Annotated in this window: 14 protein-coding genes; 6 read left to right on the top strand and 8 right to left on the bottom strand. The window is 71.2% G+C overall.

Going from position 1 to position 16,116, the window contains the following annotated elements; translation table 11 throughout:
• Window positions 1–103 precede the first annotated feature (103 nt).
• From EJC77_RS09355 to EJC77_RS09340, 4 genes are read right to left on the bottom strand one after another with little or no spacing between them, the layout of a single operon-like run.
• Window positions 104–415 carry an AzlD domain-containing protein gene (locus EJC77_RS09355; RefSeq protein ID WP_125611907.1) on the bottom strand — a complete coding sequence of 104 codons (312 nt, stop codon included), beginning with the start codon at window positions 413–415 and terminating at the stop codon, window positions 104–106.
• Entirely contained in the window at window positions 412–1,164 is a 753-nt protein-coding gene (locus EJC77_RS09350; RefSeq protein ID WP_125611905.1) for an AzlC family ABC transporter permease, read from the bottom strand. The genes EJC77_RS09355 and EJC77_RS09350 overlap by 4 nt, the downstream gene beginning before the upstream one ends.
• The gene (locus EJC77_RS09345; protein WP_125611903.1) at window positions 1,161–3,023 is read right to left on the bottom strand and encodes a glycoside hydrolase family 15 protein; all 1,863 of its coding nucleotides are present in this window, start codon (window positions 3,021–3,023) and stop codon (window positions 1,161–1,163) included. Before EJC77_RS09345 ends, EJC77_RS09350 begins: the two co-directional genes overlap by 4 nt.
• Before the next feature lie 27 nt (window positions 3,024–3,050).
• On the bottom strand, window positions 3,051–3,905 hold the full coding sequence (locus EJC77_RS09340) for a glycerophosphodiester phosphodiesterase (RefSeq protein ID WP_125611901.1): 855 nt from the start codon (window positions 3,903–3,905) through the stop codon (window positions 3,051–3,053).
• A gap of 60 nt (window positions 3,906–3,965) precedes the next feature.
• On the opposite strand from EJC77_RS09340, the gene EJC77_RS09335 reads away from it, so the two are divergent.
• On the top strand, window positions 3,966–5,237 hold the full coding sequence (locus EJC77_RS09335; RefSeq protein ID WP_125611899.1) for a DUF445 domain-containing protein: 1,272 nt from the start codon (window positions 3,966–3,968) through the stop codon (window positions 5,235–5,237).
• On the opposite strand, the gene EJC77_RS09330 is transcribed toward EJC77_RS09335, so the two are convergent.
• The 3 genes from EJC77_RS09330 to EJC77_RS09320 form a co-directional block, all read right to left on the bottom strand.
• Complete coding sequence (locus tag EJC77_RS09330; protein ID WP_205787055.1) at window positions 5,167–6,048, bottom strand: hypothetical protein; 882 nt, start codon at window positions 6,046–6,048, stop codon at window positions 5,167–5,169. The two genes, EJC77_RS09335 and EJC77_RS09330, sit on opposite strands and share 71 nt — an antisense overlap.
• A gap of 65 nt (window positions 6,049–6,113) precedes the next feature.
• The gene (locus EJC77_RS09325; protein WP_125611897.1) at window positions 6,114–6,554 is read right to left on the bottom strand and encodes a DUF2871 domain-containing protein; all 441 of its coding nucleotides are present in this window, start codon (window positions 6,552–6,554) and stop codon (window positions 6,114–6,116) included.
• A 124-nt stretch (window positions 6,555–6,678) separates the two neighbouring features.
• Window positions 6,679–7,314 carry an alpha/beta hydrolase gene (locus EJC77_RS09320; RefSeq protein WP_125611895.1) on the bottom strand — a complete coding sequence of 212 codons (636 nt, stop codon included), beginning with the start codon at window positions 7,312–7,314 and terminating at the stop codon, window positions 6,679–6,681.
• A 425-nt stretch (window positions 7,315–7,739) separates the two neighbouring features.
• Here EJC77_RS09320 and EJC77_RS09315 point away from each other — a divergent pair, with 425 nt between their 5' ends.
• From EJC77_RS09315 to EJC77_RS09295, 5 genes are all read left to right on the top strand, one after another.
• A complete protein-coding gene (locus EJC77_RS09315) occupies window positions 7,740–8,528 on the top strand; it encodes a DeoR/GlpR family DNA-binding transcription regulator (RefSeq protein WP_125611893.1) in 789 nt (262 codons plus the stop codon).
• Complete coding sequence (locus EJC77_RS09310; protein WP_125611891.1) at window positions 8,525–9,505, top strand: 1-phosphofructokinase family hexose kinase; 981 nt, start codon at window positions 8,525–8,527, stop codon at window positions 9,503–9,505. Before EJC77_RS09315 ends, EJC77_RS09310 begins: the two co-directional genes overlap by 4 nt.
• Entirely contained in the window at window positions 9,502–11,628 is a 2,127-nt protein-coding gene (locus EJC77_RS09305) for a PTS fructose transporter subunit IIABC (protein ID WP_125611889.1), read from the top strand. Before EJC77_RS09310 ends, EJC77_RS09305 begins: the two co-directional genes overlap by 4 nt.
• A 20-nt stretch (window positions 11,629–11,648) precedes the next feature.
• Complete coding sequence (locus EJC77_RS09300) at window positions 11,649–13,358, top strand: phosphoenolpyruvate--protein phosphotransferase (protein ID WP_125611887.1); 1,710 nt, start codon at window positions 11,649–11,651, stop codon at window positions 13,356–13,358.
• A gap of 137 nt (window positions 13,359–13,495) precedes the next feature.
• Entirely contained in the window at window positions 13,496–13,771 is a 276-nt protein-coding gene (locus tag EJC77_RS09295; protein WP_125611885.1) for an HPr family phosphocarrier protein, read from the top strand.
• A gap of 11 nt (window positions 13,772–13,782) precedes the next feature.
• Here EJC77_RS09295 and EJC77_RS09290 read toward each other — a convergent pair whose 3' ends face one another.
• On the bottom strand, window positions 13,783–16,113 hold the full coding sequence (locus EJC77_RS09290; RefSeq protein ID WP_125611883.1) for an arylsulfatase: 2,331 nt from the start codon (window positions 16,111–16,113) through the stop codon (window positions 13,783–13,785).
• Window positions 16,114–16,116: the final 3 nt, after the last annotated feature.

Raw genomic sequence — 16,116 nt, 5'->3', positions numbered from 1 at the left:
ATTCTGACTACATATTTAGGCCGAAAGAAGGCTTTCCACCCGGAAACTCAACGAAACCGGGCAGAAAGCCCACGTAACTTCGGGCTAGATCCCGGGCCACGGTTCAGGGCACGCCGAGCAGGCGGAGCCCGGCCGCGGCAAGCGCGCCCACCAGCACCACCACGAGGAACGGGGCACGCAGCAACAGTGCGGTCGCGGCCGCGACCAGCGCGCCGATCCGGGCGTCAAGCACGACGGCGGTCCCGCTGGCCGCCGCGTTGACCACCGTCAGCGACGCCAGCAGGCCGATGGTCAACGTGCCGGCCAGGTGCGACATCCGCGGGTTCGCCAGCCACCTGCCCGGCACCAGATAGCCGAGCAGTTTCGTCGCATACGCCAACAGTGCGGCCAGCAACACCCACGGCCACAGGCTCATGCGCGCTCCCCCGGCTCGAGGGCGGCGCCGCCGTGGTGCGCGTACGGTTCAACGTCCGGCTCCATGCCGTCGGCGTCGTGGCGGACGTTGCGGTGCCGGAACCAGCCGATCCCGGCGGCGACGACGGCGGCGACCAGGATCGGCACGCCCGGCGGCACGAACGGCACGGCCAGCAGCGTGGCAACCGCACACACGACGGCGATGGCGGCCGGCTGGAACGCCCTGACGCGTGGCCACAGCAGGCCCAGGAACGCGGCCACGGCCGCGCCATCCAGGCCCCACTGTTTCGGGTCTCCCATCGCGGCGCCGGCGAGCGCGCCGATGGCCGTGAACAGGTTCCAGAGGACGAAGACGCCCACCCCGGCTACCCAGAAGCCGCGTTTCCGCTCATCCGGATCGGTCTGGCCGGTGGCCGTCGCCGTCGATTCGTCGATGGTGAACTGGGCGGCCACGAACCGCCGCCACCCGGCCGGGCGCAGCAGCGCGTTCAGCTGCATGCCGTACACGCCGTTGCGGATGCCCAGCAGGGCCGCGGCGCTCATGGCCGCCACACCCGTGCCGCCACCGGCGACCACGCCGATGAACGCGAACTGGGAGCCGCCGCTGAACAGCAGCAGGCTCAACGCCATGGTCTGCCAGAGGTCCAGTCCGGCCGCCACGGACAGCGCCCCGAAGGACACGCCGTACAGGCCGGTGGCGATGGCGATCGAGGCGCCGATCCGGGCCGCCGGGGAGTCCCGCAGTCTCATGCCGGGCCCGGCGCGGCGGCCTGCTCCTGCTCCAGCGGGCGGATGATGTTGATCGCGTCCGTGGCCAGACTCAGCTGTTCGGTCCCGTGCAGGGCGTCGGCGGCGCGCACGAGCGCCAAGTGTGAGAACGCCTGCGGGAAATTCCCGGCCATCCGGCCCTGCCCCATGTCGTACTCCTCGCTGAGCAGTCCCAGCTCGTTGGACAGCGCCACCAGCTTGTCCATCAGCGCCAGGGCGTCCTGCCGCCGCCCGACGTGCGCGTACTGCTCCACGAGCCAGAACGAGCAGGCCAGGAACGGGTGCTCGCCCGGCTCCAGACCGTCCAACCCGGTCTCCGTCCGGTAGCGCATGATCAGGCCGTGGTCGCCGATAAGTTCACGCTCCAGGGCCGCCACGGTGCCCAGCATCATGGGGTCCTTGTACGGCAGGAAACCCACCTGGGGGATGACGAGCAGCGACGCGTCCGTGGTGGTGCCCCCGTAGGTCTGGGTGAACGAGTTCAGCTCCTTGTTGAAGCCGTGTTCGAGGATCTCCTCGCGCAGCTGCTCCCGCAACTGTTCCCAGCGCTCCACCGGGCCGTGCAGGCCGTGGTCGCGCACGGCCCGCACGCCACAGTCGAACGCCGCCCACATCATGACCCGCGAATGCGTGAAGTGCTGCAGGTCCCCGCGCATCTCCCAGATGCCGTGGTCCTGGTCCGTGAGGTGGTTGTCGACGAAATGCAGCATTGACTGCTGCAGCGGCCAGGAGAAGTGGTCCTCGTGGCCGCCGGCCAGGCGCAGCTTCTCCAACGCGACGAGGACCTCCCCGACGACGTCGGCCTGGTATTGGCCGACGGCGCCGTTGCCGATGCGCACGGGGATGGCGCCCTCATAGCCGGGCAGGTGCTCGAGGTCCTCCTCGGCCAGCTCGCGTTCGCCGGCCAGCCCGTACATGATCTGCAGGTCCTCCGGGTCGCCGGCGACGGCGCGCAGCAGCCAGTCCCGCCACTTCAACGCCTCCTGGGCGTAGCCGTGCGTGAGCATGGCCTCCAGCGTCAGGGCGGCGTCGCGCAGCCAGCAATACCTGTAGTCCCAGTTGCGCGCCCCGCCGAAGTCCTCCGGCAGCGACGTGGTCGGGGCGGCGACGATCCCGCCGGTGTCCTCGTGGGTCAGCGCCCGAAGCACCAGCAGGGACCGTTCCACGGCCGGGGCGTACTTGCCGTCCTGGTTGTAACGGGCCGCCCACTTCTCCCAGTAGCGCACCGTCTCCGCCAGCGCGGCGTCGATGTCGATGCCCGGCGGCACGTCCCGGTGCGACGGGTACCAGGTCAGCTCCTGGTCCACGTGCTCGCCGGCGCGCACGGTGAACGTGCCCGCGTGCTTGTGGTCGGAGGCGTGCGGCAGCTGGTTGCCGCGCAGCACCACGGCGTCGGGTCCGGCCACGCCCACCACGGCCTCCACGCCGTCCGCCTCCCGCACGCGCCGCACCCACGGCAGCACCTTGCCGTAGCCGAACCGGACGGTGATCTCCTGGTGGATGTCCACGGAACCGACAAGGCCCTGGATGCGCCGCACGATCGACGCGCGCCTGTCCCCCACGGGCATGAACTCGGTGATGAGCACCCCGCCGCTGTCAGTCTCCCACACGGTCTGCAGCACGAACGTTCTGTCCACGTACTCACGGCTGACGACGCGGGCGTTGCCGCCCACCGGTGCCATCAGCCAGCGGCCGTTGTCCTGGGTGCCGAGCAGGTTTGCGAACACGGACGGCGAGTCGAAGCGCGGGAAACACAACCAGTCGATGCTGCCGTCCCGGCCGACCAGCGCGCCGGTATGCAGGTCGGACAGGAGCGCGTAGTCCTCAATGGGTGAAGCCATTCCCCAATGCAATCACACCAAGCTGGATCAAGCGTGGGCGGTCAGCCCACGAATGCGCCCCGGCCAGTCCGTGGTCACCTCGGCCACGCCGAGGTCGCGGCAGAAGTCCAGGTCCTCGGGCGTGTTCACGGTCCACACCCGGAAGCGCCGGCCGGCCGCCAGCCACCCGCGCGCCCGTTCCGTGTGTGCCCGCAGGAAGCCGATACCGGGCCCGGCCAGCTGGGCGACGCCGTCGTCCAGCACGGTGAGCGCATCCGCGAACAGGCGCCCATACTCGCCGGTGGGGTCCCCGGCGGAATCAGCCGGAAGGTCATCGATCAGCTGGCACACGTGCCGGGCCGGCAGGTTGGCGGCGATGCGCCGCACCACGTCCGGGTGGAAGCTCATGAACGACACCGCGACCTGGTCCACCGTGGACGTGGCCGCCACCCACCCGGCCGCGGCCAGCCCCGCCAACGTGCGGTCCACGAGCGCCGGGTCGACCCGGGTGCCCGGCGTGAACACGTCGTACTTGAACTCGATGGCGAGCTTGACCGGCCGTCCGGCAGCGCGCAGGAGATCGAGGATCTCGGCCAGCGTCAGCAGCTGGTCCGCCACGGCCCCGTACCCGTCCGGCAGCGCGACGCCCTTCCACGAGCTGATGTCCAGGGCGCGCAGCTCGGCGAGGGTCTTGCCGGCGACGGGGCCCGTGCCGTCCGAGGTGCGGTCCACCGTGTCGTCGTGCATGAGCACCACCTGCCCGTCAGAGCTCAGGTGGACGTCGCATTCCACGCCGTCGGCCCCGTCGGCGAGGGCCCGCAGGTAGGCGGCCCGGGTATGTTCGGCGTACTGTCCGCTGGCGCCGCGGTGGGCGATGATCTGCATGGACCCCAGCGTAGCCATGCGCGGGTGGTGCGGCCGCGCACCCAGCCCCCTGCCGCCGTCGTCCCTTACGCTTGCACCATGGCGCAACAAGTCTCCACCCAGCCCCTCTCGTCCATGGCCGAGAAGGCCGCCGGGCTGCGCCGGATGAAAACCATCGCGCTGGCCCTGCTCGTGGCCCTGGCCGTCATCTTCGCCGTCGCGTTCGCGCTGGAGCACCGGTACCCGTGGCTGGCCTATGTGCGGGCCGCGGCCGAGGGCGGCATGGTCGGCGCGCTCGCGGACTGGTTCGCCGTGACCGCGCTGTTCCGCCACCCTATGGGGCTGCCGATCCCCCACACGGCCATCATCCCGAACAAGAAGGACGCCATCGGCGCCAGCCTGGGCGAGTTCGTGGAGACCAATTTCCTGTCCGAATCCGTGGTGCGGGACAAACTGGCCGCCTCCCGGCTGGCACAGACGGTGGGGGCGTGGCTGGCGAGGCCGGCGGCCGCGGAACGCCTGGCCACGGAGGGCGCTGCCGCGATTCGCGGGGCCATGACGGTGTTGAACGACGACGACGTCCGCGACGTCATCGAGGCGATGGTGCGCAAGCATGTGCTCGCCCCGCCGTGGGGGCCGCCGATCGGGCGGATGGCCGAGCGGGTCTTCGACGAGGGCCACCACCACCAGCTCGTGGACCTGCTCGTCGACCGGTCCACCGAGTGGATCGGGCGCAACCACGACGTCGTGTCCCGGCTCGTTGCGGACCGGTCGCCGGCGTGGGTGCCGTCGTTCGTGGACGGCATGGTGGGCGACAAGCTGTACGCGGAGCTGTACAAATTCGCCCGCGCCGTCCAGGACGACCCGAACCATGAGCTGCGCCGGCAGCTGGACGAGTACCTGAAGACGCTGGCCCAGGATCTGCAACACGACCCGGCCATGATCGCCCGCGCCGAATCCATCAAGCGGCAGGTGCTCGACGACCCGCAGGTGCGCGATCTGGCCGGACGGACGTGGGACACCGTGAAGAGGGCGCTGCTGGAGGCCGTGGACGACCCGGACAGCGAGCTGCGGAAGAAGTTCACCGGCGCGATCCGCGACTTCGGCACCCGGCTGGTCACCGACCCGGACCTGGCGGCCAAGACGAACGCGTGGATCTCCGAGGCCGCCTCCTACCTGGTGCGCACGTACCGGCACGAGATCGCGTCGATCATCACGGACACGGTGGAACGCTGGGACGCGGTGGAGACGAGCGAGAAGATCGAGTTGCAGGTGGGCCGGGACCTGCAGTTCATCCGCATCAACGGCACGGTGGTCGGCTCACTGGCCGGCCTGCTGATCTTCGCCGTGGCGTCGTTGGCGTTCCGCTGACGTCCTTGCGGGGTGCGTCCAGCTCGGCCGCGAGCTCCGCGGGGATGAGGACCGGCGCCGGGCCAAAGGCGCGCAGCGTGGACTTGATGACGGCCCGGCCCAGCAGGTAATTGCCGGTACCGCCCACGACCGCGCCGATGCCGTACGGGATGGACTTGCCGATCGCGGACGCGGTGCCCTGCACGGCCATCTTGCGCAGGAACCGCCGCTGCATGGAGCCGGCCATGCTCTTCACCGCCGTCAGTGGCATGCCGCTGCCCACCGCCCTGCCCCATGCCTGCATGGGCGTCTTCCCCTTGCCCTGTGCGTGCCCGGCCAGGCCGCTCAACATGGCCGTGCCCTCCTCGCCGAGCACGATGGCCATGACGGCCAGCTGGGCCCGTTCCGGGTCCTGCAGCCGGATGCCGTGCAACTCGGCGACGGACTGCGCGTACAGTGCCGTCGCCTCCAGGAACACGACCGTGGCGGCCGCGGAGACCGACAGTGCCGCGATGGTGCCCACGCCGGGGATGATGGCCGTGGCGCCGATCGCCGCACCCCCGGCGGACATGGCGGACAGGTAGTCGCGTTCCAGTTTGCGGCCCAGCTCGTACGCGGACGCGTCCGGGTGCCGTTTGCGCAGCCGGCGCAGGTTCGCGAGCACCACGGGGCGCTGGACCTCCACGGCCTGCAGCAGCATGCGTTGCACGGCCGGACGGGGCCTGCCGTGCTCGTCGAAGGCGGCGGCCGCGGCCAGCCCCACGGCCGGACCCGGGTGTGCCGCTCCCGTTTCCGTTCCCGGAAGCGCGAGCTCGTCCTTCTTGCGTGTCATAGAAAACCCCTGACCTCGATCTCGTCCAAGCGTAGGCCACGAGGCTGGGCGGGGTTCAGCGCAGGTCAGCCGACGGCGAGGGCCGGGGACGCGGCGTCGTGCTTCACCATGATCCGGGTCCGCAGGGCGAGGAACAGCAGCACCATCCCCGCGGACAACAGGATGTGTCCGAGGCCGGCGATGCCGGGGATGGCCGCCGAGACGTCGGTCACGCCGTCCACCTGCAGCATGCCGTGGTCCGTCAGGATGGCCGCCGTCAGCACGAGCCCGGCGTTGTACGTCCAGAAGAACCAGCCGAACAGCTTCGACTTGGTCAGCCCGAACACGGCCTCGAGCACCAGGACGAGCAGCAGCACGATGAAGCCGAGCGTGAGCAGGTGCGTGTGCACGACCGCCAGCTGGGTGGCACCGTCGAAACCCTTGGCCTTCGTGAACTCGCGGAAGAACAGGCCGGAGGCGAGGCCGAGGACGAGGTAGGCGAACGCGGCGTAGAACAGTTTTTTCACGGGAGGGTCCTTCCAGGGGTGGCGCCCGGTGCGGGTCGTGATTCCAGCCTAGGAATCCGGCTCCGCCCGGCCATCACCCATTCGGTTGACTGGCCGCCATCGTTGGGTGCAGAGTTCGGTGCGGTCAACCCCGCGACGCGCCGGCCACGTGGACGGTCAGGAACGACGCCGCGTCCATCAGCTCGTCGGCCCGCAAATGGTGGCCCATGCCGTCGTAGTCGGCGATCGAGAGGTCCGTGTTCGCGGCCAGCCAGTCCGCCGTGAACGCCGCGGCGTCCCGGTTGATGACCAGGTCGGCCGGGTCGCGCGCCCAGAGGAACGGGACACGCTCGGCGAGCGGTTCCATGGAGGCCAGCAGGTGGTTCTTCAGGACAAACCCGGAAAGCCCGACGGCGGCGCTCACCGTGCGCGGGCGCAGCCGCAGCAGCGTCGTGGCCATGGCCATGCCCTGCGAGAATCCGAGCACGGACACGCTGCGGAACCCGTATCGCGCCGTGACGGCGTCCAGCCACGCCAGCACGCCGGAGGCGGCCGAGACGACCTCGGCGAAGTCGTTGGCCAGGAAGTAGTCCAGCAGGAACCAGCCGTAGTCGCCGGAGACGTCGCGCGGGGCCCGCAGCGCGGCGCACGTGAACCCGCTGGGCATGGCGTCGAAGTGGGCGCTCATGCGCCGCTCGTCCGAGCCGTAGCCGTGCAGCATGAGCAGCAGCGGCGTCCCCGCACGTTCGTCCTCCGGACGCGACCAGGCAACGGTTTCCATGCGCCCAGACTTGCGCGTGCGCCGGGAAAAGTACAGCGCGGGCCCGGTCGCCGGCCACCGAGACAGACCGAACGCTCGGTCCGACAAGCAGCGTTGGGTCAGACTCGGCGATACCCGGGACTCGGCGATGCCCAATCCCGTCGGGGACACCGGCTCGATGAGTGGTGGGGGCGTGCATTCTCCCGGGTTTCGAGCGTCCTAGCGGATCGAGTGATCGATACATCGGGGTGCGAGGTCCGCGCACCCCGATGTATCGATCACTCGATTGGGCGGCGGCGTGCAGTCGCCGGGGTGGCAGCGGCGGACCGCCGGGTAAATCTGTGTTTATGTTGGAACTTATTGACAAACGCAGATAAACGCAGATAGAGTCAGGCAAATCAACATCCTGTGACACTTGTCACGCAGGACGACCCGCAAGGAGCGCCATGTTCGCAGAGGAACGGCACGACCGCATCGCCGAGCTGGTCGGCAACCGGGGCCGGGTGACGGTCACCGAATTGGCCGAACTCTTCGCCATCACGCAGGAGACCGTCCGCCGCGACCTGGCCTCGCTGGAGGATTCGCGCATCCTGCGCCGGGTCCACGGCGGGGCGGTCGCACTCGACCGGTTGAGCACCTCCGAGCCCAGCCTGACCGAGCGCGCCGGCCGGCGCCTGGACGAGAAACGCCGGATCGCCGCCGCCGCAATGCGGCTGGTCCCGCACGCCGCGACCGCGTCGGTGCTGTTGGACTCCGGCAGCACGACGGCCGCGCTGGCTGACCGACTGGCCGGCTGGTCGCCCTCGGCCCCGGCCGACGAGCTGCTGGTCATCACCAACTCGCTGCCCATCGCCACGACCCTGGCCGCCAACCCGAACCTGCAGTTGGACATCCTCGGCGGCCGGGTGCGCGGGCTGACGAGCGCCGTGGTCGGCGCGCGCGCCACCGAACAGCTCGCCGGCCTGCGCCCGGACGTCGCGTTCCTCGGCACGAACGGCGTCCACGCCGGGTTCGGCCTGAGCACCCCGGACCCGGTCGAGGCCGCCACGAAGACGGCCATGGTCCGTGCCGCACGGCAGGTCGTGGTGCTGGCGGACGCCTCCAAGCTGGGCGCGGAAACCCTGGTGCGCTTCGCCACCCTCGAGGACATCGACACGCTCATCACGACGTCCGAACCGGACGCGGACCTGGCCGCCGCGCTGGCCGCCGCCGGGGTCGAGGTCGTGATCGCGTGATCGTCACCCTCACCCCCAACCCGAGCCTGGACCGCACGATCGAGCTGGCCGCCCCGCTGGCCCGCGGCGAGGTGCAACGCGCCGTCACCGCCACCGGCCACCCCGGCGGCAAGGGCGTGAACATCGTCCGGGCGCTCTCGGCCGCCGGCACCACCGCCCTGGCGCTGCTGCCCGGCGACCCGGGCGACGCCGTCGTGCTTGCGCTGGCCGCCGAGCACATCCCGCACCATGCCCTGCCGATCGGCGTGCCACTGCGCAGCAACGTGGCCATCACCGAACCCGATGGCACCACGACGAAGGTCAACGAACCGGGCCCGGCGCTCACCCCCGACCAGGCGCAGGCGCTGCTGGAGCTGTGTGTCGCCGAGTCCGACGGCGCCAGCTGGCTGGTGCTGGCCGGCTCGCTGCCGCCGGGGGCGCCGGACGACTTCCACGCCCGCGTCATCCGGGCCGTGCGGGCCCGCCACGGCGCCCACTCCCCCAAGATCGCCGTCGACTCCTCCGGCGCGCCGCTGGCCGCCAGCCTGGCCGCCGGCCCGGACCTGCTCAAGCCCAACGCCGAGGAACTTGCCGAGTTGACCGGCATCAGCGACGGCCCGTCGCTGGAGGCCGACCCTGCCAAGGCCGCCGCCGCCGCACAGACCCTGGTGGGGCCCGGCCCGGACGGCGGAGTGGGCGCCGTCCTGGCCACGCTCGGCGCCAAGGGTGCCGTGCTCGTCACGGCCGAGGGCAGCTGGTTCGCCAGTGGCCCGAAAATCATCGCGAAAAGCACCGTCGGCGCCGGCGACTCTGCCCTCGCCGGCTACCTGCTGGGCACCCTGGCCGGAGCCCCGGCCACCCGGTGCCTGCAGCAGGCGGTGGCCCATGGGGCAGCCGCCGCCTCCCTGCCGGGAACCCGCGTCCCGGTCCTGAATGAAACCCACCCCGACGCCGTCACCGTGACGGCCCTGGCCGTACGCCTTGGAGAACTGACATGACAACCCTGATCACCCCCCAGCTGGTCGTCCTCGACGCCGATCTGGGTGCCGAGCCGGCCGCCGTCATCCGCCACCTGGCCGCCGTCATCGTCGGCACCGGGCGGGCCACCGGCATCGACGCCCTGTTCGCCGACGCCTGGGCCCGCGAACAGAAGACCGCCACCGGCGTCCCCGGCGGCATCGCGATCCCGCACTGCCGCTCCGAGGCCGTGCTGGAACCGACGCTGGCCATGGCCCGGCTCAACCCGGCCGTCGACTTCGGCGCCAAGGACGGCCCGGCCGACATCATCTTCTTCATCGCGGCCCCCGCCGGCGCGGACAACGAGCACCTCAAGCTGCTCTCCAAGCTGGCCCGCGCCCTCATCCGCAAGGACTTCACGGCCGCCCTGCGCAGCGCCGACACCCCGAACGACATCGTGGCCCTGGTGGACACCGCCCTCGCGGACAAGCCCGCCCAAACTTCCCGTGCTGGTGCGCCCGCCACGGCGACGGCTCGCACGGCGTCGGCCGGAGTTGGCGAAGCCGGCGTTGGGGCCCCGGGAGCGGCTTCGGGCGCCCGCGAAGCGGGCGGGGGCCCCAACGCCGGTGAAGCCAGGCCGGCGGGCGCCCCGAAGCGGCTCGTCGCCGTGACGGCGTGCCCGACGGGCATCGCCCATACGTATATGGCCGCCGACTCGCTCGTCGAGGCGGCGCGGGCCGCCGGCGTCGACCTGCAGGTCGAGACACAGGGGTCCGGGGCCGTGACGCCGCTGGACCCGGCCGTGATCGCGGCGGCCGACGCCGTCATCTTCGCCGTGGACGTGGACGTGCGCGGGAAGGAACGCTTCGCCGGCAAGCCGGTAGTCAGCTCCCCGGTCAAGCGCGGCATCGACGAACCGGCCAGGATGATCACCGAGGCGCTGGCCGCCGCCGTGGACCCCAACGCGCACCGGGTGCCGCACTTCGGCGCCGAGGAGGCCGCCGAGCATCGGGCCGAGGCGGCGTCGGAGCACCTGGGCCAGAAGGTGAAGAAGGTCCTGCTCACGGGTGTCAGCTACATGATCCCGTTCGTGGCCGGCGGCGGCCTGCTCATCGCGTTGGGCTTCCTGCTGGCCGGGTTCGGCATCGGCCTGAACAACCAGGCCGACACGATCCTGATGCACAACACGCTGCTGAACCTGCCCGACGGCAACCTGGCCCTGTACCTGGGTGCGATTGCGTTCAAGATCGGCGGCCTGTCGATGGGCTTCCTGGTCCCGGCCCTGGCCGGGTACATCGCCTTCGGCATCGCCGACCGGCCAGGCATCGCGCCCGGTTTCACGGCCGGCGCCGTCGCCGTGTTCATGGGCGCCGGCTTCCTGGGCGGCCTGGTGGGCGGCCTGCTGGCCGGCCTGGCCGCGCACTGGATCGGCACCTGGCCGGTCCCCCGCTGGCTGCGCGGCCTGATGCCCGTGGTCATCATCCCGCTGCTGGGTTCCATCATCGCCTCGGGCGCCATGCTGCTGTTCCTGGGCGGGCCCATCGCGTGGCTCTCGCAGGGCCTGAACCACTGGCTGACCGGCATGTCCGGGGCTGCCGCCGTCGCCCTGGGCATCGTCCTGGGCCTGATGATGTGCTTCGACCTGGGCGGGCCGGTCAACAAGGTGGCCTACGCGTTCGCCGTGGCGGGCCTGGGCACGGGCTCGGCGCTGAACCACGCCCCGTGGGAGATCATGGCGGCCGTGATGGCGGCCGGCATGGTGCCGCCGCTGGCCATGGCCCTCGCGACGGTCATCGACAAGCGCCGCTTCTCCCTGGCCGAACGCGAGAACGGCAAGGCGGCCTGGCTGCTGGGTGCCTCATTCATCTCCGAGGGCGCCATCCCGTTCGCCGCCGCCGACCCGCTGCGCGTCATCCCGTCCATGATGCTCGGCGGCGCCGCGACCGGCGCCATCAGCATGGCGGCCGGCGTCACGTCCCAGGCCCCGCACGGCGGCATCTTCGTGTTCTTCGCGATCGGCAACCTGGCCATGTTCGTCCTTGCCATCGCCGTCGGCGTGGCCATTGCGGCATTGGCCGTCGTGGCGCTGAAGCGGTGGGCCGTGCGCAGGCCCGTTGATACTGTGGCAGCAACGCCGCTTGTGGCAGAGGTCACGGCACGCTGATGAACCGCGAGGGAGCTCTCATGCACACCTATTCCGGAGTCGGGGTCACGCCGGGGCGCGTCGTGGGACCGGTGCGGGTCATGCCGCCGGCCATCGCCGCCCCGCCCGCCGGCGAACAACGCGAGGGCACGACGACGGCGGAGGCCGCCGCCGGCAACCTCAGGTCCGCGGCGGCGGTCGTGAAGGAGGAGCTGCGCGGCCGGGCCGCAAAGGCCACCGGCGACGGCAAGGCCGTCCTGGAGGCGACGGCCCTGATGGCGGCGGACCCCATGCTGCTCAAGTCCGCCGTGAAGCTCATCGACGCGGGCGCATCGGCCCAGCGGGCCATTTGGGAGGCCGGCGACGGCGTGGCCGCCATGCTGCTGGACCTCGGCGGCTACATGGCCGAACGCTCCCACGACGTCCTCGATGTGCGGGCCCGGATCGTGGCCCAGCTGCGCGGCGTGCCGGCTCCCGGCATCCCGGACGCCGACGCGCCCTTCATCCTGGTCGCCGACGACCTGGCCCCGGCCGACACGGCCACGCTGGACCCTGCCAAGGTGCTGGCCCTCGTCACGGCCGGCGGCGGCCCGCAATCGCACACGGCCATCATCGCCCGGAACCTGGGACTGCCGGCCGTGGTGGCCGCGGCCGGCGTCGGCGAACTGGCCGACGGCGACGAGATCTTCGTGGACGGCGGCCGGGGCGTGGTGACCACCGACCCCGGGGACGCCGAGCGCGAGGCCGCCTCCCGGTGGGCCGAACAGGTGTCGCGACTGGCCGGGTTCGACGGCGTGGGCCGGCTGGCCGACGGCCACCGGATCCCGCTGCTGGCCAACGTGGGCGGGGCGAAGGACGCGGTGGCCGCGGCCGCCGCGAACGCCGAGGGCGTGGGCCTGCTGCGCACCGAGTTCTGCTTCCTGGGCCACGACACCGAACCCGGCCACGACGAACAGGTGGCCGCATACAAGGGCGTGTTCGACGCGTTCCCCGGCAAGAAGGTCGTGGTCCGGACGCTGGATGCCGGCGCGGACAAGCCGCTGCCGTTCCTGACCGATGCCACCGAGCCGAACCCGGCCCTGGGCGTGCGCGGCTTCCGCACGGACGGCACCTCCCCGGGCGTGCTGGCCCGCCAGCTCGCCGCCATCGCCGACGCGGCCGGACAGTCACGCGCCGATGTGTGGGTCATGGCCCCCATGATCGCGACCGCCGACGAGGCCGCCTCGTTCGCGGCCCTGTGCACCGCCGCCGGCCTCCAGACGCCCGGCGTCATGGTGGAGGTCCCATCGGCGGCCCTGACCGCCCGGCACATCCTCGACCATGCCGAGTTCGCCAGCCTCGGCACGAACGACCTCACCCAGTACACCATGGCCGCCGACCGGCAGCTGGGCCCGCTGGCCGCCCTGAACGATCCCTGGCAGCCCGGCGTGCTGGCACTCGTGCAGGCGACCGTCGAGGGCTCCCGCGCCCAGGCGCGCCACACCGGCGGTCCGGGCCGGGCACCCAAGCCCGTTGGCGTCTGCGGCGAGTCGGCCGCGGACCCGGCCCTCGCCGTCGTGCTGGCCGGGCTGGGCGTGACCACCTTGTCCATGTCCGCCCGGGCCATCCCGGCGGTCAGCGCCGTGCTGCGCAGCGTGACCGCCGAGACCGCCGGGTCGCTGGCGCGGCTGGCCGTGTCCGCACCGTCCGCCGCCGAGGCCCGCAGCCGGGTCCGCGCCCGGCTGCCCGTGCTGGACGAGCTCGGCCTCTAACCCCCGGTGATCGAACAACCCACCCGGTGATCGAGCCTGTCGAGATCCAGAGCCTGTCGAGATCCAAGGTCTCGACAAGCTCGACCACCGGAGGACAAGCTCAACCACCGCCACCCCATTCCGAATTGGAGCCCATCATGACCGAACGCACCGCCACCATCGCCAGCCGCGTGGGCCTGCACGCCCGCCCCGCCGCCATCTTCGCCGAGGCGGCCGCCGACCTGCCCGTCGAGGTGACCATCGCCCGCCTGGGCGAACCGGCCGAGGACGCCCTGGACGCCGCCAGCATCCTGGCCCTGATGGGCCTCGGCGCGGCCCAGGGCGACGTCGTCGTGCTGCGTGCCGAGGGCGACGGCGCCGACGCCGCGCTGGAGTCCCTGGTGCGCATCCTGGAGACCGACCACGACGCCTGACCCGCCGGCGCCTACTCGTAGATCCGGGCGATCTCGCGTTCGACGTCGATGATCACCTCGGGGTTGTAATCCGCCTTCGCCCCGGGACGGTACTGGACATGGCGCAGCACGCCGGAGAAGGGGAAGGAGCGGCGGCGTTCGAACAGGTCCCAGTCCACCGGGTTGCCCCGGTCGACACCCACGCTGATGCCGGTGAACGGGGCCATGCCGACCAGCTGCAGCACCGGATCCAGGCCAAGAATCCGCGTTCCGTCCAGTAGCACGTCCACCGACCAGCGCAGATCCGCCAGTGCGGAGAACCGGACGCACAGCAGGGCTTCCCCCTCGGCGCCGAACGGCGCCGAGGCCCGGTGCATCCGGCCGTATTCGTTGTAGGCCAGGACCAGGGAGCCCGCTTCGACGAAGAGGACGTACCCGCCGCCTTGGTCGCCGTGGGCAACAATCACGCCTTCGTCGCCGGGGCGCGGTCGCAGCCGGGCATCGATCTCGAAGCTGCGGAGCTTGGTGAGCTTGCTGGCCCGGAAGCGCTCCAGTGTCGGGGTCCCGGGATAGAGCCGCACGGGCCGTTCCAGCGCCAGTTCCGTCGACGGGCGTACGGTGAAGAGGGAGCCGTCGTCATCGAGCGGGAATACGGTGTTGGCCCAGGCTTCCCGGCGCCACTGCTCGGCCAGGGCGGCGACCCGCCCGGGCTGCTCGGCGGCAAGGTCCACCCGCTCGGTGGGGTCCGTGGCCAGGTGGAACAGGCTCCACTCGGCGTCGGTGAAGGGCGTGCCGAAGGCATGGTTGGTCACGATCTTCCAGTCGCCGTCGACGAGGGCGCGGTTGCCCGCGAACTCGAAGTACTGGCTGCGGCGCGGGCTGGGTGCACTCGCATCGGAGAGCACCGCATCCAACGCCACCCCGTCCACCGGCTGCGCCGCCACGCCGTGCCGGTGCTCCAGGGGTGCAACCCCGGCCAGGGAGAGTAGCGTCTGGCCCACGTCGCTGACGAACGCAAACTGGTTCCGGGCACCGGTGTCCCCCGCGGCCCGGGGCAGTCCGGCCGGCCAGGAGACCACCAGCGGGACGTGGACCCCTCCCTCGTAGGTGGCGCCCTTGTAGAGCCGGAACGGGGTGTTGGAGGCGTACGCCCAGCCACGCGGGTAGTGCGCGAAGACCCGTGGTCCGCCGATCAGGTCCGGATCCCTGTCCACGTCCCGTTCCCAGTCCGTCGGCAGGCCCGCGAGCTGCACGAACTGGCTGAAGTAACTGCGCGTCCCCACGGGCCCGCCCTCGCCGGTGCCCCCGTTGTCGGAGGTGAAGAGGATGATGGTGTTCTCGTATTCGCCCATCTCCTTGAGCTGCGCGGTCAACCGGCCAAGATTCTGGTCCACGTTGTCCACCGCGGCCGCGTAGACCTCCATGTAGCGGGCGAAGAGCGCACGCTGTTCGTCGGTCAGCTCGTCCCACGGCACGACGTCGGCGCCGGCCTCATGATTGCGCGGCGCCGCTTCGGTGCCCTCCGGGAAGAGCCCGTCGCGGACTTGCCGGGCAAAGCGCGCGCTTCGGATGTGGTCCCAGCCGGCGTCGTACGCGCCGCGGTACTTCCCGATGTCCGCCGGCTTGGCCTGGATGGGCCCGTGCACGGCGTGGTGGGCGAAATAGAGGAAGAAGGGCCGGTGTCCGTCATTGGCCCGCAGGCTCTTGATCATGCCCAGGGCGCGGTCGGTCAGGTCGTCGGTGAGGTAGTAGCCCTCCGGGAATTCGTCTATGGTGACGGGGCTGTTGTCGCAGACGAGACGGTGCGGCTGGAACAGGGTGGTGAAACCGTCCATCGAACCGTAGTAGCGGTCGAAGCCGCGCTGCAGCGGCCAGGAGGACTTGTCCGCGCCGTCATGCATTTTCGATTCCGTGGTCAGATGCCATTTGCCGACCATGAAGGTGGCATAGCCGCCGGCCCGGAACGATTCGGCGATGGTGGGCACGTCGTCGGCGATCTCCATGACATAGCCGGGGAAGCCCGGATCCGCGTGCACCACCGAGGCGAATCCGGCCCGGTGCGGATTGAGCCCGGTCAGCAGGGCCGCCCGGGCCGGCGAGCACACCGGCGTCGAATGGTAGTTGGTGAAGCGGTAGCCCGAATCGGCCAGTTCCTGCACGTGGGGCGTGTCGATTTCGCTGCCGAAGGGCGAGATGTCGCTGAAGCCCATGTCGTCGAGCAGCACCACGATCACATTGGGCGAGCCGGGAGCCGCCTTGCGCACCCCAGGCCAGGACGGCACCGATTCGCTGGCGACCTCCGCGACGGTGCCGGCGAAGTTTTCATAGCCGCGCGTGGTGTAGCTGGTTCGTATCTGGGCCATGCA

The sequence above is a fragment of the Specibacter cremeus genome, from assembly GCF_003946885.1.
GTDB lineage: Bacteria > Actinomycetota > Actinomycetes > Actinomycetales > Micrococcaceae > Specibacter > Specibacter cremeus.
The sequence above is the reverse complement of the archived record's forward strand: the minus strand, read 5'-3'. Positions and strand labels throughout refer to the sequence as shown.